The 19669-nt window shown below is 69.4% G+C and carries 23 protein-coding genes, 2 tRNA genes and 1 pseudogene; 11 read left to right on the top strand and 15 right to left on the bottom strand.

Annotated elements, in window-relative coordinates:
- Nucleotides 1-45: 45 nt before the first annotated feature.
- The 3 genes from ACQPZP_RS34240 to ACQPZP_RS34230 all read left to right on the top strand — a co-directional run bounded on the left by ACQPZP_RS34240 (nt 46) and on the right by ACQPZP_RS34230 (nt 1565).
- Nucleotides 46-225: a hypothetical protein gene (locus tag ACQPZP_RS34240; protein WP_433473827.1), complete on the top strand. Its 180-nt coding sequence runs from the start codon at nt 46-48 to the stop codon at nt 223-225.
- 131 nt (nt 226-356) lie between these two features.
- On the top strand, nt 357-638 hold the full coding sequence (locus ACQPZP_RS34235; RefSeq protein ID WP_433473826.1) for a hypothetical protein: 282 nt from the start codon (nt 357-359) through the stop codon (nt 636-638).
- A gap of 153 nt (nt 639-791) precedes the next feature.
- Complete coding sequence (locus ACQPZP_RS34230) at nt 792-1565, top strand: SDR family oxidoreductase (RefSeq protein WP_433473825.1); 774 nt, start codon at nt 792-794, stop codon at nt 1563-1565.
- 316 nt (nt 1566-1881) lie between these two features.
- Here ACQPZP_RS34230 and ACQPZP_RS34225 read toward each other — a convergent pair whose 3' ends face one another.
- From ACQPZP_RS34225 to ACQPZP_RS34210, 4 genes are all read right to left on the bottom strand, one after another.
- Nucleotides 1882-3249 (bottom strand): ankyrin repeat domain-containing protein, encoded by a 1368-nt coding sequence (locus ACQPZP_RS34225; RefSeq protein ID WP_433473824.1) that lies wholly within the window; start codon nt 3247-3249, stop codon nt 1882-1884.
- Nucleotides 3250-3605: 356 nt separating this feature from the next.
- Nucleotides 3606-3845 (bottom strand): hypothetical protein, encoded by a 240-nt coding sequence (locus ACQPZP_RS34220; protein WP_433473823.1) that lies wholly within the window; start codon nt 3843-3845, stop codon nt 3606-3608.
- A gap of 276 nt (nt 3846-4121) precedes the next feature.
- On the bottom strand, nt 4122-4322 hold the full coding sequence (locus tag ACQPZP_RS34215) for a hypothetical protein (protein WP_433473822.1): 201 nt from the start codon (nt 4320-4322) through the stop codon (nt 4122-4124).
- Nucleotides 4319-5209, bottom strand: coding sequence for a LysR family transcriptional regulator (locus ACQPZP_RS34210; protein ID WP_433473821.1), 891 nt, complete (start codon nt 5207-5209; stop codon nt 4319-4321). The genes ACQPZP_RS34215 and ACQPZP_RS34210 overlap by 4 nt, the downstream gene beginning before the upstream one ends.
- 133 nt (nt 5210-5342) lie before the next feature.
- Here ACQPZP_RS34210 and ACQPZP_RS34205 point away from each other — a divergent pair, with 133 nt between their 5' ends.
- Nucleotides 5343-5792, top strand: a complete 450-nt coding sequence (locus ACQPZP_RS34205; protein WP_433473820.1) for a nuclear transport factor 2 family protein — start codon at nt 5343-5345, stop codon at nt 5790-5792.
- A gap of 61 nt (nt 5793-5853) precedes the next feature.
- Nucleotides 5854-6222, top strand: coding sequence for a DoxX family protein (locus ACQPZP_RS34200; protein ID WP_433473819.1), 369 nt, complete (start codon nt 5854-5856; stop codon nt 6220-6222).
- A gap of 293 nt (nt 6223-6515) precedes the next feature.
- Here ACQPZP_RS34200 and ACQPZP_RS34195 read toward each other — a convergent pair whose 3' ends face one another.
- From ACQPZP_RS34195 to ACQPZP_RS34180, 4 genes are all read right to left on the bottom strand, one after another.
- Nucleotides 6516-7040 (bottom strand): GNAT family N-acetyltransferase, encoded by a 525-nt coding sequence (locus ACQPZP_RS34195; protein WP_433473818.1) that lies wholly within the window; start codon nt 7038-7040, stop codon nt 6516-6518.
- 126 nt (nt 7041-7166) lie between these two features.
- The gene (locus ACQPZP_RS34190) at nt 7167-7463 is read right to left on the bottom strand and encodes a hypothetical protein (RefSeq protein WP_433473817.1); all 297 of its coding nucleotides are present in this window, start codon (nt 7461-7463) and stop codon (nt 7167-7169) included.
- Nucleotides 7464-7833: 370 nt separating this feature from the next.
- A complete protein-coding gene (locus tag ACQPZP_RS34185) occupies nt 7834-8118 on the bottom strand; it encodes a hypothetical protein (RefSeq protein ID WP_433473816.1) in 285 nt (94 codons plus the stop codon).
- Nucleotides 8119-8352: 234 nt separating this feature from the next.
- A complete protein-coding gene (locus ACQPZP_RS34180; protein ID WP_433473815.1) occupies nt 8353-8544 on the bottom strand; it encodes an SDR family oxidoreductase in 192 nt (63 codons plus the stop codon).
- 9 nt (nt 8545-8553) lie between these two features.
- On the opposite strand from ACQPZP_RS34180, the gene ACQPZP_RS34175 reads away from it, so the two are divergent.
- Nucleotides 8554-9129: a TetR/AcrR family transcriptional regulator gene (locus tag ACQPZP_RS34175; RefSeq protein WP_433473814.1), complete on the top strand. Its 576-nt coding sequence runs from the start codon at nt 8554-8556 to the stop codon at nt 9127-9129.
- A 36-nt stretch (nt 9130-9165) separates the two neighbouring features.
- Nucleotides 9166-9594 (top strand): transposase, encoded by a 429-nt coding sequence (locus tag ACQPZP_RS34170; RefSeq protein ID WP_433473813.1) that lies wholly within the window; start codon nt 9166-9168, stop codon nt 9592-9594.
- Nucleotides 9595-9683: 89 nt separating this feature from the next.
- On the opposite strand, the pseudogene ACQPZP_RS34165 reads toward ACQPZP_RS34170, so the two are convergent.
- Nucleotides 9684-10162, bottom strand: a pseudogene (locus ACQPZP_RS34165) (winged helix-turn-helix transcriptional regulator).
- A 112-nt stretch (nt 10163-10274) separates the two neighbouring features.
- Between ACQPZP_RS34165 and ACQPZP_RS34160 the strand changes: the two are divergent.
- Complete coding sequence (locus tag ACQPZP_RS34160; protein WP_433479721.1) at nt 10275-11099, top strand: alpha/beta fold hydrolase; 825 nt, start codon at nt 10275-10277, stop codon at nt 11097-11099.
- A gap of 150 nt (nt 11100-11249) precedes the next feature.
- Nucleotides 11250-12740 carry a tyrosine-type recombinase/integrase gene (locus ACQPZP_RS34155; protein ID WP_433473812.1) on the top strand — a complete coding sequence of 497 codons (1491 nt, stop codon included), beginning with the start codon at nt 11250-11252 and terminating at the stop codon, nt 12738-12740.
- Nucleotides 12741-12965: 225 nt separating this feature from the next.
- Here the strand turns inward: ACQPZP_RS34155 and ACQPZP_RS34150 are convergent.
- From ACQPZP_RS34150 to ACQPZP_RS34130, 5 genes are all read right to left on the bottom strand, one after another.
- Nucleotides 12966-13038, bottom strand: a tRNA-Lys gene (locus ACQPZP_RS34150).
- An 84-nt stretch (nt 13039-13122) separates the two neighbouring features.
- Nucleotides 13123-13692, bottom strand: a complete 570-nt coding sequence (locus ACQPZP_RS34145; protein WP_433473811.1) for a response regulator transcription factor — start codon at nt 13690-13692, stop codon at nt 13123-13125.
- A gap of 812 nt (nt 13693-14504) precedes the next feature.
- Nucleotides 14505-14580: transfer RNA gene (locus ACQPZP_RS34140), tRNA-His, on the bottom strand.
- Nucleotides 14581-14634: 54 nt separating this feature from the next.
- A complete protein-coding gene (gene orn, locus ACQPZP_RS34135) occupies nt 14635-15231 on the bottom strand; it encodes an oligoribonuclease (RefSeq protein ID WP_433473810.1) in 597 nt (198 codons plus the stop codon).
- A 52-nt stretch (nt 15232-15283) separates the two neighbouring features.
- Nucleotides 15284-15934: a pyridoxamine 5'-phosphate oxidase family protein gene (locus ACQPZP_RS34130; RefSeq protein WP_433473809.1), complete on the bottom strand. Its 651-nt coding sequence runs from the start codon at nt 15932-15934 to the stop codon at nt 15284-15286.
- Nucleotides 15935-16003: 69 nt separating this feature from the next.
- On the opposite strand from ACQPZP_RS34130, the gene ACQPZP_RS34125 reads away from it, so the two are divergent.
- On the top strand, nt 16004-17371 hold the full coding sequence (locus ACQPZP_RS34125; RefSeq protein ID WP_433473808.1) for a PLP-dependent aminotransferase family protein: 1368 nt from the start codon (nt 16004-16006) through the stop codon (nt 17369-17371).
- Between the two features lie 73 nt (nt 17372-17444).
- Here the strand turns inward: ACQPZP_RS34125 and ACQPZP_RS34120 are convergent, their stop codons facing one another.
- A complete protein-coding gene (locus tag ACQPZP_RS34120; protein WP_433473807.1) occupies nt 17445-18116 on the bottom strand; it encodes a hypothetical protein in 672 nt (223 codons plus the stop codon).
- A 458-nt stretch (nt 18117-18574) separates the two neighbouring features.
- Here ACQPZP_RS34120 and ACQPZP_RS34115 point away from each other — a divergent pair, with 458 nt between their 5' ends.
- Entirely contained in the window at nt 18575-19660 is a 1086-nt protein-coding gene (locus tag ACQPZP_RS34115) for a phosphotransferase family protein (RefSeq protein ID WP_433473806.1), read from the top strand.
- Nucleotides 19661-19669 lie beyond the last annotated feature (9 nt).

The raw sequence follows: 19669 nt of genomic DNA, 5'->3' as shown, positions 1-19669 counted from the left end.
CGCGCCGCCGAGGTCGGCTAGATCGCCGCAGCCGCCCTGGCCGGAGTGGCCGGCGCCGGCCGCGTCACCGAGCACGGCACCCACCGCGAACTCGTGGCCCAAGGCGGGCTGTACGCCGAGCTGTACGAACTGCAGGCGTCGGCATACCGGCAAGACGGAGACGACGACGGCGTTCTCGCCACCAGTTCGAGGAACGGACACCTCGAACCGGGACCCCAACCCTGAGGACACCGCCCGCGGCCTCGCCGCCTGCCCTGGCGCTGGCGCACGGCAGGGTCGGTGTCCGCGCAGGCAAGGACCGTCAGGACGATGGCAGCGCCTGGTCGACCCCGCCGACACCGCCAAAGTCACCCGATGTGCTGGTCGCCTTCGTCCTGGGGTGCGGGCTGGACGATGACGAGGCGGCGTCCTGGGCGGCCGTCAGGCAGCGCATCGCGTTCGGTGGTTGCGTCACCGCGGCCGAGCCGAGGGCCCGGAGTCCGCGGTGGCGGCCCGCGGTCGGCTGGGCTGCGGTGTCGCTGAGCCTGGCGCTCACCGGCGGTGCAACGCTCTGCATGAAGGCCGACGAAGTGGTCGAAACCATCCAGACCATTGTGGGGAAGTGCCCCTGTCGGGGCGTTGAACGGGATCGCGGCTGACGTTCACCGAGGTCCAGGCCGCCTGGCCCGACGAGGTTTTTCGATGGACCGCTGCACTTTCGGGAAATGCCTGGGTGCTTGTCACATTCGTGGCCCGGGCCGCGTCAGTGCGGTGACAGGCCAGCGAGGAAGAACCTTGAGAGGGCGGTATTCATGGGTGAGACCAAGAAGTTCGCGGTGGTCGGTGCGACCGGTCGGGTCGGTCGGCACGTGGTCGAGCTGCTGCGGGCCGAGGGGCATCAGGTCGTATCGATGTCGCGTTCGACCGGCGTCGACGTGGTGACCGGTGAGGGGCTGGCGGAAGCGCTGCGTGGAGTGGACGTCATCATCGACGTGGCCAGCACACCGTCGCCCGACCAGGATGAGGCGACGACGTTCTTCACCTCGGCCGCCCGCAACCTGCACCAGGCCGGGCAGCGAGCCGGCGTGCACTGGATGCTGGTCGTTTCGATCATCGGGATCGACGGCGCGAAAGCCGGTTACAACGCGGCGAAGCTGGCACACGAGGAGGCGGCCCTTGCGGGGCCGCTACCGGTGCGGATCCTGCGCGCCGCGCAGTTCAACGAGTTCGTTGAGCTCTACCTGCAGTGGGGCACCCAGGGCGAGGTGGCCTACCTGCCGAAGATGCGCACCCAACTGGTCGCGGCGCGGACCGTCGCCGCCGAACTGGTCGCCATGGCCGCCGGCCCCGCGCCGACGGCTTCGGCGACGGCGCCGTTCCCGGAAGTCGCCGGTCCGCGCGAGGAGACCATGGCCGGCGCCGCCCGGCTGGTCGCCGCCCGGCGCGGCCTGCAGGTGCAGATTCAGGAGGTCGTCAACCCCGACGACCCCGACGCCGGACTGTACGCCGACGGTGCGCTGCTGCCCAGCGCGCACGCCACCCTCGCCGGCCCCACGTTCGAGGAATGGCTCGCCGAAATCCGCTGACGTCCCCGGACATTGAGCGGGCTTCAAGCAGTCGGCGGCGACTTTGCGCCGCCCCGCAGGAGCGGGGCGGCATACCGTCGCAGGTCATGGATCAGACGGCGGGTACGGACGGCTTGCAGCACCAGCAGCCGCCAGCACTCTTCCGGATCTCGTGGTCGGTGCGGATGCCCATCCACACAGCGCCGTCACGGTGGCGTCGAGGTTCCTCTTGGCCCCATAGTCGGGGTCGGATCGTGGTGGATGAAACCGCCCGCCGGTCAAGTCACGGCAGCCCCGTCGGTCAGACGCCACGACCGCGCCCGGCTGGTGATCGGGGTCAGGGGCGAGGCCTGGCGGGAGTGCCGATGCCGTTGGCCAGTTCGGCGCGGAAGGCGGCCGTGATCTCGTCGGGGCCGGCGGCGGTGTGTTGGGAGTGGAAGGTGCGGAGGCGCTCGACGACCGGTTGGTAGTTGGGATGCTCGCCTTTGGCGAGCCAGTACTCGGCCAGATCCAGGGCGGTACGGCCTTTCCAGTCGGGGGTGTCGTGGCCGCCGTGGTGCAGGATCTCCTCCACCAGGGCGAGGAGGATGTCGCTATCCACCTCGTGCTCGTAGTACCCGTAGCGGTCGAACAAGGCGTGCAGGGCGCCTTGGGTGCTCGCGCCGGACTCGAGCCGGAATCTCACTTCGTTCACCCGGATCTCCAAGTCCTCCCTTGACTCATAGGGCAGGTCCCGCAAGAGCGTGGCGAGGCGGTGTTCCGCGTAGTGCATGGTGTGGGCGCCGTGCTCGGTCAGAATGCGGATCGCCTCCTGCGGGTAGGGGCGGGTCCTGATCGCCAGGTCCAGCAGACGCGTGGCGCGCCGGTTGGGCGCGTTCACCGGCGCTCCCGCTTCGACCAGCATGCGGAGGATTCGCCAGTGGCCGTCGTGTTCGATGCGGTCGGCGATGGGCTCGACGGTCCGGCCGCTGCCGAGGGCGGCGAAGTGCGGGGCGTTGCCGCCCGCGGCCTGCAGAGCCGGGTCGGCCCCGGCGGCGAGCAGTGCCGCCACAACGTCCGGGCGGCGCCGCGCGACCGCATGGTGCAGCGGGGACATGCCGCGGTCATCGAGCGCGTTGACGCTCGCGCCGCCGGCGAGGGCGGCTTGGACGGCCGCCGGATCGTTCGCCTCCAGCAGGGAGCGGTCGGCGGGTGAGAGCGCACCGGTCGGACGGAGTTCCAGGACGGCGTATGCCTCATCTTGATGTGGCGAAGAGGCCCTGGTCAGAAACACGAAGCCGGCCGCCGCAAAGTGCCGAGGAGCGGCACCCAGGTAGGGATCATTCCAATGGTCCTCGGTCAGCACGTCCATGAGCGCGATGCGGCTGAGCGCGATCAGCGCGAATATCCGCCGTTCCCGCGCCTGGATCTCGCCCAGCACGGGAAAGTCGTCCTCCGCATCGGCGTGCTCGGCCAGGAGGTCCTCGATCACGCCGGTGTCGAAGGGACCTGCGGCCGCGTGCACCAGCAGATCAAGGGCCCCGTACACGGAGGAGGCCTCGCCGAGCACACGGACACCGGCCAGGTCCTCGTCCTCCTCACCGGCTTCCTCCTGATCCCCCTCCGGGTCGTACATGACCGCGGCGTAGCGCCCGCCGCAGAGTTCGGGGCGCAGCCGTCCCGAATCGGCTTCGGCCAGGCAGCACAGCAGTTCGTCAAGGTCCATGATCGTGGAGTCTGCACCAAGCCGGTCCACCCCGATACCGCGACCGTCTCACGGCGAACCGCGCAGCAGGCGAACTCGCAAGGTTCTCGGTCCGTGGGTCGCAGCGACCCGTGCGGCCGAAGCGAACAGCACAGCGGTCCAGACGAGCGTGGCGTCGGCCGAGGGGTGGGATGTTCGCGTCGAAGAGTTCGGGCCCTTGAATCCGCAGTTGCGGCACGGCCGCACATGCCGGCCGTCATGGTCCTTGTGACTGGGAAGACGGTCTACCGGATCCGCCACCGTAAACGTCGGAGCGAGTGGTGAAGGTAGGGGCGCGGCGGTGGCCGCGTCCCTGGATGCGGACGTCAGAACGCCTCTCAAACGCCGAAGTCGACCGACCTCGTGAACCTCCTGAAGGAGTGGCTCTGCACGACCTCGTGGAGTTCGGTGAGGCTCTCCCACAGAAGCCCCACCTCGTAGGGCGCGACCGAGGCGATGTCCCGCTCTGCGCCGGCGACCTCGGCGGCCGTCGTGGCCAGCAGGTTCACCAGAGACGAGAGAGCACCGCTGAGGTCGGCCAGGACCGGCCTGAGCGCCGTCGACTTGTCGAATTGCACCGTTGTAGGGGCCGTCCTTCCGGAGCCGCCATGGGAAGGTCTTCAACCGGGTGCCGAGTTCCGCAGCCGGTCGTGGTCGAGGCCCTGGCCCAGCCGCTCGGTAAGGAATCGTCCGAAGGACTCGGTCTGAGCGATCTCCATCAGGTGGCCAAGGTGTTCCCACAGCACCCACAGCCTGATCGGCCAGGTCTTGACGGGGCCGTGTGCTGCCGGCTGTGGGCACGATCGGGACGTGGTCTCCTGGGCGCAGGGCGCCGACCGGCAGCTGAGAGGCCTTCAGCCCGACAGCCACGATCTGCTGCCCTGGGCTGGGGTGAGGGTGGTGGTCGGCTGGCTGGGTGACAGCAGTGACCCGGCCCGCAGATCCACCGCCGCGATCTTTCCGGCCACCTCGTCCGCGCGGGCGATGGGGATCGTCTGGACGGGCGTGTTCACCCAGGCACGGGTGGCCGCCAGGTCGGTGGTGGTCGCCGTCACAGCGAGATGGGGCCGAGTTCGGCGGCGGTCTGGGCCAGTGCTCGGATGGTGGGGCTGTCGTCCGTGGTACGCCAGGTCAGGGCCCATTGGAGGGTGGGGGCGTCCTGGACGGGCAGGAAGACGATGCCGGGGGGATTGTTGTAGCGGGCGGCGATCTCCCCCAGCGGATGCACGCAGTGTCCGCTGGCGACCAGGGACAGGATCTCGTGGAAGGTCCGCGCGACGGGGCCGCGGGGGATGCGGCGGCCGCTCGGCGTACTTGTGGGGACCATGGACGCGACCCAGTACTCGGGGGCGTTGGGGCCGAGGTCGACGACGTGGTTGTCGGCGAGGTCTTCCAAGGACGCCGTGCCGCGCTCGGCGAGCGGGTGGTCTGCCGACACGGCCAGAACACGGCCTCCGGTGAGCACGGTGGGGCCGACGGTGAGGTCGGGCTCGGCGACGGGCAGCCACAGCACGTTCACGTCGCAGTCTCCGGTGCGCAGAGCGGTGAACGGGTCGCTGCCGTTGACTTCGTTGAACTGGACGTCGATGCCGGGGTGGCGGGTTCGGAGCGCGTCGATGAGGGGGCGTAGTTCGTGTCCGGCATGACCGAAGACGCCCAGCCGTAGGGTCTGACCCGCACCCAGCCCGGCCGCCTCGGCGCGGGCGAGTCCTTCGTGGAGAAGGTCGAGGGCCTGTTGCAGGTCTTCGCGGAGACGTCGGCCGACGGGCGTCAGGGCCACGCGTCGGCTGGTGCGGTCGAACAGGGCCACGCCGAGTCGCCGTTCCTGCTTGCTGATGGCCTGGCTGACGCGGGCCTGGGACACGTGCAGCCGTTCGGCGGTGCGGCCGAAGTGCAGTTCTTCGGCGAGCGTCAGGAAGATCTCAATGTCCCGTAGCTCCATGAATAACCCCTGCGTTATGGATCCCCCCACGAACCTTACATTGTTCCGCCGCTGACCTGCCCTGATGCTGGACATGTCACCACCCGAGAGGCGGCAGACACCTGACGGGACCATCGACAGGGCGGGGAGACCGATGAGCGACATGCAGGCGATCGCCGATCGCGTCGAGATCGAGACGCTGTGCGGAGAGATCACCGACGCGGTGATGATGCGCGACTACGACCGCGTCGCATCGCTGTTCACCCCCGAGGGCGCGATGCGGTGGCCGCACATCGACAAGGAGTTCGTCGGCCGGGAGGAGATCCGCGCGGGGATCGAGTGGGGGCAGGGGCTGTGGGAGTTCTTCGTGCAGAACGTCCACCCGGGCGTCATCCGGCTCGACGGCGACACCGCCGCCGGCCGCGCATACATCCAGGAGTTCGGCCGGATGCGCGACGGCGGCTCGCATCTGAACTACGCCCTGTACCACGACCGCTACCAGCGGACCCCCGACGGCTGGAAGTTCAGCGAACGGGTCTACGAGGTCAGGTACCTGGACTCCACCCCGCTGCCGGGCTCCCCGAACGGTCGCCCACGCCCTTGACATCGCCCGCCCCTGAACGACGACGACATTCGACCAGTCAATCAGCAAGTAGGAGGAGCTCATGAACGTCGCGCTATGGATCGCTGCCGGACTGCTGGCCGCGATCGCCCTGGTCGGCGGTATCACCAAGACGTTCGTCCCCAAGGAGAAACTGGCCGCGCAACACGGCGGCGAGTGGACGCAGAATGCCAGCGTCGGGTTCGTCAAGTCCCTGGGAGTCCTTGAGCTCCTGGCCGCCGCGGGCCTCATCCTGCCCGCCGCGCTGGACATCGCACCGGTCATGGTGCCGGTGACCGCACTCTGCTGGATCCTGCTGATGGTCGGCGCGATGGTCACCCACGGCCGCCTCGGCCAATCCAAGCTCGTGATGCTGAATTCGGTCTACCTCGTGCTAGCGGCCTTCATCGCCGGGGGACACCTCGCCGCCTGAGCACGACCCGCCCGGCCCCGGCGAGCACCCTCGGCCGCGAAACCACAGGCACCGGGCCGCCGGCAGCTCCTATTCGACCAGTAACTCAAATCAGCCACTCAGCAGGAGAACAACATGACCACGACGAACTCGAACCAGACCTCCGTGCTGATCACCGGGGCCAACAAGGGACTCGGCTTCGAGGCGGCCCGGCGGCTCGGGGAACTAGTGCTGCTCCGCAGAGGTTTGTGGAGGGGTGACTGTGCTGCGCGCTCCAGCCGACGCGCCAGCGCTTCTGGTGGTGAATGGTGTGCTCAGGGGGCGTAATGAGCCCAGGCGTGCAGGGAGAAGGCCCGGCCTTTCTCCTGCACTTGTTCCGGCTCGTCGTTGGTGGGGTGGAAACCCAAGGCCCGTGCGACGGCAATGCTGGGGACGTTGTCATCCTCGATTTCCAGCAGCACACGGGGCAGTTCCAAGACCTGGTGGGCGTAGTCGGTCAGGAGTTGCGCGGCACGCAGGGCCAGGCGTTGTCCACGGTGGGCGGTGCCGACGGCGTAGCCCATCGTGCCTCGGGAGAGGTTGAGCAGCACTTCGCCGAGGGGTTTGCGGCCGTCGGTCGTGATCGCGAGGTGGAGTCGTTGTCCTTCGGCTCGGGTCCGGTCGATCATCTCCAGGTACTCGCGTGCCGCGTCCAGGTCGAAGGGCGAGCGGAGCGGGGTGCGGTCGGCGATATCAGGCTCGTCGAACAGCGAGACCATGGCCGAAAGGTCCGCGCTCTCCCACTCTCGCAGTACGAGATCACGGCCGGTCAGCCGCACCGGCGAGACGGGCAGCGGCATGGAATCCTCCAGGTGAGCGGTGACAGGATGTTGATCTCACGCTGCCCGGGCATGGTGATGCCGCTCGTGCAGCGGCGGGCATGGCGCTCGCCAGCTGTCGCCGAGCTCCGCCAACTCGGTGCTCGGTCACAGTGAGTGGGTGCCGGGGTTGCCCAGGTAGAGGCCACAAGCGCAGTCCAGGGCCTCTTCGGGCGAGCCTGCCGGCAGACCGCTGGGTAGGATGTTGTCTTGGTTACCGTCACGGCTGGCGAGGTAGAGGGCGAAGCCCCAGGTGTGCAGGACGCGGGTGAAGTGCAGACGGCACAGTGACAGCACCTCGCCGTCCTTCAACTCGCCGACAACGTAGGCGAATCCGGCCCGGTAGCGGACCGTCACCCCGGCCAGCTGAGGCCAGTGGGTGCGGGCGTGGTCGTTCACACGCATGATCACCTGTCATGGGTGAGATGACTCGTGCGTTGTCGGCGGTCCCGGTCGTGCTCGACGAGGCAGCGCGCGGGCGGTCTGAGCGGCTGGTGAGGCTCCCCCCACAACCCCCTGATTCTCACACCCGCCACGTCCCGACCAGGAAGACCCTCCTGCTCAAGTCTGTGCGATGAGTCGGCGACCGATTCTAGAGCCCCCGGCCCCCGCGTCCCGGAGGACGGGCACAGCCCGGCGAGTGCGGGCGCCTCGCCCGCCTGGCCGCCATACCGATAATGCGAAGCGAGGGCGCCGAGCCCTCGCCGACCGGTCCCCGCCCAGTTCGAGAGCAGCACGGTCGACTTCAGCAGCGCCCGGTTCGTAGGCAGCGAGGTCAGCTTGAGGCGCGCCCGGTTCGGGGATGACGGCAAGTTGCCGGACGGCGTAGCTGATCACCTGTCGTAAAACGATCTCGTTTGACGACAGGCGCGGCTCGGTGGACGGCGGCCGGCTCAGGTCGAGCGCAGGCAGAAGGGTGTCCGGCCGGGCTGGCGTAGACGCGGCTACCGGTGCGGGTTTCCGGGGTGATCTCGTCGGTGGGCCGCAGTCGGGTGGCGCCGGCGTCGGTGGTCGTGCAGTCGGCGGTTGCGAGGTCGTCGACGCCGAAGTCGAGGTGCATCTGCTAGGAGGTGCCGTCCGGCCAGTTCGGGGCGGTGCGTCCGGGGGCGGGCTGGACGTCGATCATCGGGAGGCCGGGGGGCGTGAACGAAGTGGTGGGTCGGCGTGGGGGTGAGGGAGCCGCCGAGCAGCCGGTGCCAGAAGGAGCTCTCCTTCTCGAGTCGGCGGCGTCGATGATCACGGCGGTCAGGGTGATGGGCATGGGGGGTGTCCTGTTCGTGCTGTCGGTGGTTGCTCAGACGGTCGGGATGATGCCGCCGTCGACACGGAACCGTGCTCCGGTGAGCCATTTCGCGCGGCCGGAGGCGAGGAAGGCGATCATCTCGGCGACGTCCTCGGGGTCGCCGGGGCGGCCCATGGGAACGTTCAGGTGGTCCACGATCTGCTGGGTGACCTCTTCGGTGGTGATGCCCTGCTTCTCGGCCATGTGTTTCAGGTGGGCGGCGACACCGACGCGCACATCGAGGACATCGCCCGCAGCGCCGGCGTCGCCGTCGGAACGCTCTACCGCTACTTCGAAACCCGCGAAGCGCTGATCGAGGAGGTCTACCGCAAAGAGGTCGACGACCTGTGCGCCGCGCCCGGCGTCCTGCTGGACCAACACGCCCCGGAGGAGGCGCTGCGGCGCTTCCTGCTGCTGCTCGTGGACCACGCGGCGGTGGGCAAGGGGATGTCCAGTGTGCTGGAAAGCATCATGGCGACGGACTCACCGGTCTTCGACGACGCACGCACCCGTATGGCCAACGCCCTCTCCCTGCTGCTCGAAGCCGGCAGCGCGGCCGGCACCGTCCGCGACGACGTCACAGGCTCCACCCTGTTGCGCGCCCTGGGCGGCATCTGCGGAATGCGCGCCACGGAGGGCTGGTTGGTCGAGGCCCGTCAGATCACCGCCCTCCTCTTCGACGGCCTGCGACACGGCGCCCACAGTCACCCTGAGTCGGGCGCCGCGCGCCGTGCGCCTGGCAGCAGATCTTCACTGAACTGCAGGCCCGGGCCGACGCGAAGGACCTGATCGCCTGGGACCTCAATGTCGACTCCACCATCGTCCGTGCCCACCAGCAAGCTGCCGGGGCGCGAAAGGGGGGATCTGCAGAAGGAGCCGCCCGCCGGCATCGCCACCGAGCCGGCCGACCATGGCCTCGGACGCTCGCGCGGTGGCCTGACCACCAAGCTGCACCTGGCCGTCGAGCGGCGGCAAAAGCCCATGTCGATCGTCACTACCGCGGGGCAGCGAGGGGACTCCCCGCAGTTCGAGGTCGTCCTTGGCCGCGTCCGGGTTCGCCGGCTGGGGACGGGCAGGCCCCGCACTCGGCCGCGGCGGGTTCGCGCGGACAAGGCGTACGCCTCTCGCAAGAACCGGGCCTACCTGCGGCGGCGTGGCATCCGCTGCACCGTCCCGGACAAGGCCGACCAGGCCTGCAACCGCAAGACACGTGGCTTGCTTGGCGGTCGGCCCGCCGAAGTTCGACCCGATTGACTACCGCGAGCGGCACGCGGTCGAGTGCGGTATTAACCGCCTCAAAAGACACCGGGCCGCAGCCACCGGTATGACAAGTTGGCGGTCCGCTACGAGGCGACCGTTCTTGTCGCGGCCCTCAACGAGTGGCTGTGACCAGCACATTCGATCCACGCCCTAGTTGGGGGGTGACTCGTCGGCGAGCTGGTTGCTGCGGTCGATCTCCGGCATGTGTGTCTGGCCCAGACCCGCAGGGCGGAGAGCGGTCTTTCGAGGGACAGGCCGAGCTCGGTGAGCCGGTAGTGGACGGCGGGCGGCACGGTGGGTTCCACGCGGCGCGCGACCAGGCCGTCGCGGACCAGGCTCTGCAGGTGACGGACAGCATCTTCTGTGAGATGCCAGGAATACGGCGCCGCAGTTCCGCGAAACGGAGCTCGTCCGGAGCCTCCTCGGCCAGCACCTTGACCGCCATCGACGTCCACTTGGTGCCGATACGGTCGAGCAACTGGCGGGTCGGGCAGCGCGGATCCAGCAGATCACCCCGCTCACCGGGCCGCCGGCCGGGTTCGCCGGGCCTCGATGTGGTCACTCAGGGCTCACCACCTGAAGGGGAAGTGCCGTCTTGGACGGACCAGGATAGTTCCCTAGCATGACCTGGTCACTAGTCCTCACCAAACACCGGGAGCCTCTCCACGCCCGAGCTGCGGCGCGTCCCCGTCAACGGTGTCGAACTGAACGTCGCTCTCGTCGGATCGGGCCCGGCCGTACTGCTGCTGCACGGTTTCCCGCACACCTGGGAGCTGTGGACGGACGTCATGGCCGACCTGTCCGGCCGCTACCGCGTCATCGCGCCGGACCTGCGCGGGTTCGGCGCGAGCAGCCGGGCCGCCTCCGGGTACGACGCGGGCACCCTGGCCGAGGACGCCGCGGCGCTCCTCACCACGCTCGGCGTGTCCTCGGTCGCGGTGGTGGGCATCGACGCGGGTACCCCGCCGGCCTTCCTCCTCGCCCTGCGTCGCCCCGGTCTCGTCCGGCGCCTGGTCGTCATGGAGTCCCTTCTGGGCAGGCTGCCCGGCGCCGAGGACTTCCTCGCCGACGGGCCGCCGTGGTGGTTCGGCTTCCATTCCGCCGCGCCCGGCCTTGCCGAGACCGTGCTGGATGGCCACGAGGCCGCCTACGTCGACTGGTTTCTGCGCGCCGGCACGCTCGGCGACGGGGTGCGCCCCGCCCTTCGGGACGCCTTCGTCCGCGCATACACCGGCCGCCAGGCGTTGAGCTGCGCGTTCTCGTACTACCGGGCGCTGCCCGAGAGCGCGGTACAGATCGAGCAGGCGGTCGCCACTGCCCGCCTGACGGTGCCGACGATGGCGTTGGGCGCCCGGCCTGTCGGTGCTGCGCTGGAATGCCAGCTCCGCCCGGTCACTGACGATCTCACCGGACACATCATCGAAGACTGCGGCCACATCATCCCGCTGCACCGCCCGCGCGCCCTGCTCACGCTGCTGCATCCATTCGTGGCCGGGTGAGGACGCGAAAGCAGCGTGACCGGGGCCGGGGGCTGACATTCGATACACGCCCTAGATGTATGAAGCCCACCGGGTTCCATTCACAGCAGGAAGCCGACGCCTCATCGTGTTGAGCGCCTTTGCGTGCTCGATTCGTTGTAGGTGTCGGCGGTGACGATTTCGACAAGTGCCGGTGGGGTGTACCGGCGATGCGGCTGCCTGCACCCCGACACCGGCAAACCCTGGGGCCGCTCCTGCCCAAAGCTCCTGCCAGGTCGACGGCATGGCAGCTGGTATCCGCGGCTGGAGCTTCCCGCTGATCTGGGCGGCCGCCGCAGGCGTATCCGCCGTGGCGGCTTCGCGTCCCGGAAGGCTGCCGAGGCGGCGCTGGCGCGGTTGAGGACACCGAGCGCGGGTGACGCGAGTTCGAGCGTGTTGACGGTGGGGGACTGGTTGTCGCACTGGATCGCGACCCGCAACCGCGCCTCCTCCACCGTGCGCGGCTACACCAGCCACGTCCGTCTCTACCTGACCCCGTACCTGGGCAAGCTCCTCCTCACCGAGCTATCGGTGGCGCATGTGCATGCGATGTTCACCGCGATCGCCCGCCACACCGAGGCGCTGGGCAAGCCGATGTCGCCGGCGACGCTGAACCGGATCCGTGCGACCTTGCGGACTTCGCTCAACGCCGCCGTCCGCCAGGGCCTGCTGATCGACAATCCGGCGGCCCGGGTGGAGTTGCCGGGTGCGCGTCGTCCGCGGGCGGTGGTGTGGACTTCGGCTCGTGTCGAGCACTGGGAGAAGACCGGTGAGCGGCCGCCGGTGGCCGTGTGGACCGCGGCGCAGACGGCCGAGTTCCTGCACGCGATACGCGACCACCGCCTCTACGCCGCCTACCACCTCATCGCACTACGCGGACTGCGCCGTGGCGAGGCTGCCGGGCTGCGCTGGTGCGACGTCGACCTGGAAGGAGGCGTCGCGGTCATCACCCAGCAACTCCAGCAGTACGACGGGCAGCTCACCGCGTGCCCGCCCAAGACCGCCCGCAGCGCCCGCGTGATCGCTCTGGACCGCACCACCGTCGCCGCACTCCGCGACCACAAAGACCGCCAGCGCAACGAGCGCACCCAGGCCGACAAGCGCTACCGCGACAGCGGCTACGTCTTCACCTGCCTCAACGGCGACCCGATGGCCCCCGACCGGTTGACGCGCACCTTCACCAAGCTCATCGCCGAGCACGGGCTGCCGCCGATCCGGCTGCACGACCTCCGGCACGGAGCTGCCACCCTCGCCCTCGCTGCCGGAGTGGAGTTGAAGGTGGTGCAGGAGATGCTCGGCCATTCCAGCATCGTGCTCACCGCCGACACCTACACCTCCGTCCTTCCCCGAGGTCGCCCACAAAGCGGCCGAGAAGACCGCCGCCCACGTCCTGAAGGCCGGCCGCCTCGTTCCGGGAACGAGACGCACGCGCCGCCGCGCATCAACGTTCAAGAAGCGACGCGGACGCAAGCGCCGCGCCGACCGGAGAGTACGGACCGGCCAGTCGAATGCTCATCCGAACCGTCAGATCGGGCGTCCGCAAAGACGCTGAGCCGCACCGCCTTCGGCCAGCAGGGCGGGTTCAGGAGTAAGACCAGAGCTTTTACGGCTCCCTGTCGCTGATCCTTCGATGCGGAAAGGACAACTGAACACCTTCGGCGTGGCGGTCTGACCGAGTCCACGCCCAGATGACCATGTCCGCGACCGGGCGCTAGGAACTCTCGAAACGGCCAAGAGCATCTCGCCCGAAATGCGCGCATAGTGACGGGCGCAGGTTGGCCTCAGTTCGGCCCCATATGACGATGGCGACGACTCCCGTACAGGATGTCGTCACTGGCCAGGGCGGGGTGCGCCGTCAGGGACTTGAACCCCGAACCCGCGGATTAAGAGTCCGCTGCTCTGCCAATTGAGCTAACGGCGCGTGTCGGTATGGGTCTCGGCCGTGGCCGGGGCCCCTCGCGACAGGAAGAACAGTATCAGGACCTGTGGACCAGTGCGAACCGGTTTAGTCGCGGACGGGGAGGACGCTCATCATGCCTCGCCAGAGGGCGATCGCGGTGGCGCGGGAGCTCACGCCGAGCTTGGCGTAGATGCGGTTGACGTGGTTCTTGACCGTCTTCTCGCTGAGGAAGAGCTGGCGGGCGATCTCGCCGTTGGAGCGTCCCGTGGCGATGAGGTCCATGACCTCCGATTCGCGGGCGGACAGGCCGAGGCTGGTGCGGGACGCGTGGCGGACGCCGCGGAGGAGGTCGTGGGCGGTGAAGGAGCCGGGGACGAGGTGGCCGCAGGCGCCGGAGCGGAGGGCCGCCTCGGCGCCGGGGGCGTCGTCCGCGGCGAGGATGAAGACGCGGGAGGACGTGCTGAGCGGGGAGGTGTGGGCGGCGGCGTCGGCGTCCAGCAGGACGATGTCGGGCCGCAGTCGTTCGGCCAAGGGGAGGGCCGCGGAGGGGTCGGGGGTGTCGGCGACGACCTGGAGCTCGTCGCTGGCGTCCAGCAGGGAGATCACGCTCGCCCGGACCCGCGGGTCGCGGTTCACCACGATCACCCGCAGCGGGGCCGTCTCGTCGACACTCATCCGTCGCCCTTGGCGTGTCGCTGACATCTCTTAGGGACGGAGCATAACCGGACGATCATCGAGAGTCGATCGGACACGGCGGACGGCCGGGGCCCGTGAAGAAGCCGAGACCCCGGCCTGACGACCGGGGTCTCGGATCTGGGGTGAGTGAGGGGTCTTGAACCCTCGACATCTGGGGTGGCGCCGACCGTTTCGCTCCGAACGATCTTGGTTGAACCGGTCTCGCCGAGACCGCAAACCAGAAGGAGCTCACAGTGAGCGGAAACCGTCAGGGAAACCGAACTCAAGGCGGGGTCCCGATTCCGGGCCCGGTCCGACACCGTGTTCTCAGGAGGGCCGTTCAGGCTCGTCTCGAAGGGGCTCACCCGGACTGGGAGTTCACCGAGGACGGCGTGTCACGACCGGCTTCGACTCCCGCACCGCAGGACGGGGAGGACTGAACCTCTCTCGCTCATCTGCTGCCCGTAGCGTGCGCTAGTCGGCAGTGAAACGGCGTCCCGGCAGGGTGCGGCGATCGCCGTACTCCGCCGGGGCGTTCTCGAGCTGACCACGTGGCCGGCGTCAGCAACATGGCCATCTGATCGCTACCTGGCGGCCTTCGGGCACAAACACGTCGGTCTGCTGCCTGCTCGATCGGCTGCGGTGCGTGATCAGCCTGCGGCGGACCGTACCTGGCCACCTGTCTGCCCTTGCCTATCGGACTCGCACGTGTCTTGGCCCTCCGCTGCCTATCCGAGAGCGGGAGCCTGGCGCGTGACACAGAGAAGCCCTGGTCATCCTTGCGGTGACCAGGGCTTTTCCTGTTTCTAGCCTGGGGTGAGTGAGGGGACTTGAACCCCCGACATCTTGGACCACAACCAAGTGCTCTGCCAGCTGAGCTACACCCACCGTGGCCGGGACCGATCCCGGCTCCAAGTAGTGTAGCGGCTCCCGGGGGGTGGGTCAGCCGGAGGTGACGCCGGCGGCGATGCCGCGGGCGGTGTCGGAGTCGGGGCCGGGCTGCGGGACGAAGACGGCGGCGCGGTAGTAGCGCAGTTCCTGGATGCTCTCGGTGATGTCGGCGAGGGCGCGGTGGCCGCCCTTCTTCTCCGGGCTGGCGAAGTAGACGCGCGGGTACCAGCGGCGGGCGAGCTCCTTGATGGAGGAGACGTCCACCATCCGGTAGTGGAGGTGGCCGTCGAGGGCCGGCATGTCGCGGGCGAGGAACGACCGGTCGGTCGCGATGGAGTTGCCGCAGAGGGGTGCCTTCTTGGCGTCCTTCACATGGCTCCGGACGTACTTGAGGACGATGTCCTCGGCCTCGGCGAGGGTGACGCCGCCGGGGAGCGCCTCCAGGAGACCGGACGTGGTGTGCATGTCCCGGACGACCTGGGTCATCTGGGTCACCGACTCTGGCGGCGGTTTGATCACCACGTCGACGCCCTCGTCGAGGATGTTGAGCTCGCTGTCGGTGACCAGCGCGGCTATCTCGATGAGCGCGTCGTTGCGCAGGTCGAGTCCCGTCATCTCGCAGTCGATCCAGACCAGCCGCTCGTTCATGGATTCACCCTACGGCCATGAACGACTGCGCGGGGCATTGCGGGCGTTCGATTTAGGAGGTCACGCGGCGGGTGATATGTCCGGGGACGGGGATGCCGGGGCGGAGGAGCGGGTCAGGGGCGGGCGTGCCGAACGTCTGGCGGACGGGGAGGACACCGGCCCAGACGTCCAGGTCGTAGTCGGATTCCTCGTCCCCGGGCGGGCCCTGCCGCACCTTGACGGACGCCTCGTCCAGAGAGAGGGCCAGGACGGAGACACCGGCCATTTCCTTGCGGGTCGGCAGGCGGGCCACGTCCCACTGGCCGGGGGCCAGTTGCTCGGTGACGACGCGGAGGCCGGTCAGCTTCTCGTCCGGGTCGTCCACGAGCCGGGGTGTGCCGAAGACGACGGCGCTGCGGTAGTTGATCGAATGGTGGAACAGGGAGCGGGCCATGACGATCCCGTCGAGATGGGTGACGGTGACGCAGACGTCTTGGGACGGCCCGGCCATGAGGCTGCTCGCTCCGCTGGAGCCGTGCACGTAGAGCGTGTCGCCGAGACGCCCGTAGCCGGTGGGGATGACGCGCGGCGAGCCGTTCACGGTGAGGCCGAGGTGGCAGATCATGCCGTCGTCCAGGATCTCGTAGAGGACGGAACGGTCGGCGCTGGAACGTTCCGGATAGCGGCCCAGGCGTGTGCGTGCGGTCGAGGAGAGTGGGTTCATGTCCGTTTACGCTAGGAGACGAGTGGCCTGGCGGGTATGGCCACTTGATGCGTATAGGCGGAGACCACTTTGTCGATCGATCTGCCCCTCTCCATCGAGAGGGACGACAAGGAGCCGATGAGCGCGCAGCTCGTCGCTCAATTGCGCGTCGCCATGGGGGAGGGACGGCTTGCCGCGGGGGAACGGCTGCCGTCCAGCAGGGCGCTGGCCGTCCTGCTCGGTGTGAGTAGGACGGTCGTGACGGGGGCCTATGAACAGCTCTATGCGGAGGGCTGGCTAGAGGGCCGGCATGGCTCCGGCACGTACGTCACCGAAGGCGTCGCAGCCCCACCCACGCCCAGACCACAGAAGCCCAAGACGAAGCCAATAAGAAGGACGGCGGCCCCACACGAGATCGACCTGAGGCCCGGTATCGCGTGGATCGGAGCGCTGGACACGCCCGCATGGCGCAGAGCCTGGCGGCTGGCGGCGGGGATGCCTCCGCAGCAACGTCAAGACCCGCACGGGTTGCCGGGCCTGCGACGAGCACTCGCCGACTACATCAGACGCAGCCGTGGCGTGACCTGCCCTCTGGACGGCCTCCTCGTCACGCGTGGGGCGACGAACGGGATCGATCTCCTGGCCGCGACCGTGCTTCGTCCGGGGGACCGCGTGGGCGTCGAAGAACCCGGCTATGGCAGAGCACGCGCGGTCCTCAGGGGACGTGGCGCCGAACTGGTTCCCTGTCCTGTCGACGAGCACGGCCTCATCGTCGATGGTCTTCCCGATGACCTTCGCATCGTCTACACGACACCGTCGCACCAGTATCCGATGGGCGGCGTCCTGCCCGTTCCGCGCCGGCAGGCCCTGCTGGCGTGGGCGAGGCGCAACGGGGCGCTCATCGCCGAGGACGACTACGACGGCGAGTTCCGCTACGACGTCGCGCCCCTGCCGGCGCTCTACGGCCTGGACCCGGACGTGGTCGTCTACCTGGGCACCACGGCCAAGATCCTCACCGCGGACATGGGCGTCGGCTGGCTGGCGGGACGGCCCGACCTCGTGGCGGAGGTGGCGCTGCGCCGCGAGGAGCTGAACGACCGCACCGCCATCGTGCCGCAGGACGCGTTGAGGGTGCTCCTGGAACGCGGTGATCTCGACAGGTACGTCCGCCGGATGCGCGGCGAGTACGCGCGCCGCCGCGAGGTGGTGGTGCAGGCGCTGAGCGGGCTCCGCCTGCTCGGCGACACGGCCGGGCTGCACCTCGTGGTGGACGTTCCGGAACACGTGGCCGACCGCGTGGTCGGCGAAGCGGCCGGACGGGGGGTCGTGGTCGAGACGCTGGACCGCCACCACATGGGGCCGGTGCGCGCCTCCGGCCTGGTGATCGGCTACGGATCCGCCGCGACCCTGGCCGAGCTCCGCAAGGGCTGCGAGATCGTCCGGGGCCTGGTCGGTTAGCGCGCAGCGCGAAAGGGCCGCCGGCGCGGGCATAGGCCGGCCTCCAGCCGGGACGGTCTCCCGGCCGGGCCGGTCAGTTGGACATCGCGGGCGGGCCGACCGGCACGGGCTCCGAGGCCGGGTGCAGCGGCGCGGGGAGTCCCGGGGGCGGGGGGTCGTTCTGCGGCGGGCGGACGGTCTCGGGAGCGAGCGGACGCGGCGGCAGCAGCCGGGGTCCGCCCGGAGCGGCCGGAAGGCGGGGCTTCGGGATGGGCGCGACCGGGGTGTCGGGACCGGTGATGCGGCGGATGTCGATGCCGCCGGGATCGGGACGGTCGAGCAGCGGCACCTGGGAGGCTCCGTAGTGCCCGCCGCGCGCCCAGTCCCTGCGGCTGCGGTGCGCGTGGTACGACTGCGGCGACGGCAGCGGCGGACCGGCCGGCCAGCGGCGCGCGACGCCCCACGCGTCCAGCCACTGGACGATCGCGTCGAGTCCGGTGAGCGGCGATCCGGTGAACGGTGACCGGGACTGGCCGATCACCATGATCTGCGCGCAGACGCGTCCCTCCCGGCCGACCCGCCCGCCGAGCAGCCGGGCCGCGCGGGTGATCGGGAGCAGTTGGACGATCTGGCCGGTACCGGGGTGCCACACGAGGTGCGCCGGCCGGTCCTCCTTGAGGAGGTCGGCGGCCACCGAGCGCGCGGAGACGCTGTGCGGGTCGTGCTCGCCGGCGCACCAGACCGCGCGGGGAGCACCTCCCCGCAACGCTCCACCGTCGTGTCGTGCGTGCATGCGGCCGGCTACCGGCAGCCATGCGTCTGCCACGGTGTGTCCCCCCCAATCGGGCGGTCTAGGCCCCCGAATGGTCTAGTCCTCTTCTCTTAGCCCAGCGAGACTCGTAAGTCCAGCCTGCCGTCTCATGGGCCGGGATGACGGCTCTCGGCACCCGTGCCTGGTTGGACCCAGTCTGCTCGGGTGTCGGTGCAGATGAGTACCCCCGGTGTCCGAGGATTCCACCTTGCGTCACCATTTTCCTTTGAGACTCTCACGAAATCACCCGTCCGGTATCGGACGCCGCGATGTCGGCGCAGGTCAGCGTCGATTCTGGAGAAAAGGTGAGGTTCGCCTCCAAGTCGGCCGGAAGTGGCCGGGAAGGCGCCGCCGCGGGGTGGTAGGGGGGCGGGGTTCACAGCCCGGACCGAGCCGCGTTCTAATAGTGCGTCATGACCGTTGACGCAGAACTTCCCGCCGGGGTGCCCGGCATCGACGTCCCCCGGCTGGCGGCCTGGCTGGCCCGTGAGCTGCCCGGATCGGGACGTATCGGCGCGATCGACCTGATCGCGGGCGGGCGTTCGAACCTCACCTACTGGATCACCCTGGACGGCGGACGCCGCGTCGTGCTGCGCAGGCCGCCGCTCGGGCACGTCCTGCCGACGGCGCACGACATGGGACGCGAATACCGGGTCCTGTCGGCGCTCGGCGGCGGAACGTCGGTGCCCGTGCCGAGGACCCTGGCGTTCTGCGACGACGAGGAGGTCATCGGCGCCCGCTTCTACCTGATGGACTTCGTCGAGGGACGCGTCCTGCGGACCCGCGAGGACGCCGCGGACATCACCCCCGGGCAGGCGCGCGGACTCAGCGAGGCGCTCGCGGCGGCGCTCGCCGCGATCCACACGGTCGACGTGAAGGCGGTCGGGCTGGGCGACTTCGGCCGGCCGAGCGGTTACATGGAGCGGCAGCTCAACCGCTGGGGCAAGCAGTGGGACGGTTCACAGCAGGCCATCCGGGCCACCGGCAACACCCACGACCTGCCCGAGTACGACCGTCTCGTCGCGCGCCTCGCCGAACGGCTGCCCGCGGACGCCCCGGCCCGCCTCGTGCACGGGGACTTCCGGCTCGACAACGCGCTGGCCCGGCTGGAGCCGCGTCCCGAGATCGCGGCGGTCGTCGACTGGGAGATGTCGACGCTGGGCGACCCGCTGTCCGACCTCGGGCTGACGCTCGTCTACTGGGCCGAGGCCACCGACGACCAGGAGCTCCCGGTCGGCGCGACCATCACCTCGGCGCCCGGCTTCTTCACCCGCCGGGAGTTCACCGAGCGGTACGCGGCGCTGACCGGCTTCGACCTCGCCGACCTCGATTTCTACGTCGCGTTCGCGTGCTTCAAGCTCGCGGTCATCCTGGAGGGCATCCACGCCCGCTACCTGCAGAACGCGACGGTCGGCGAGGGCTTCGACCAGATCGGCGGCGGTGTGCCGCTCCTGCTGGAGCGCGCACACCGCACCCTCGACGCCGGCTCCCTCTGGTAGGGAAGCGGG

The organism is Spirillospora sp. CA-142024, from assembly GCF_050942325.1.
Lineage (GTDB): Bacteria > Actinomycetota > Actinomycetes > Streptosporangiales > Streptosporangiaceae > Spirillospora.
Note: the sequence above shows the minus strand (reverse complement) of the source record. Positions and strands in the feature narration are given on the sequence as shown.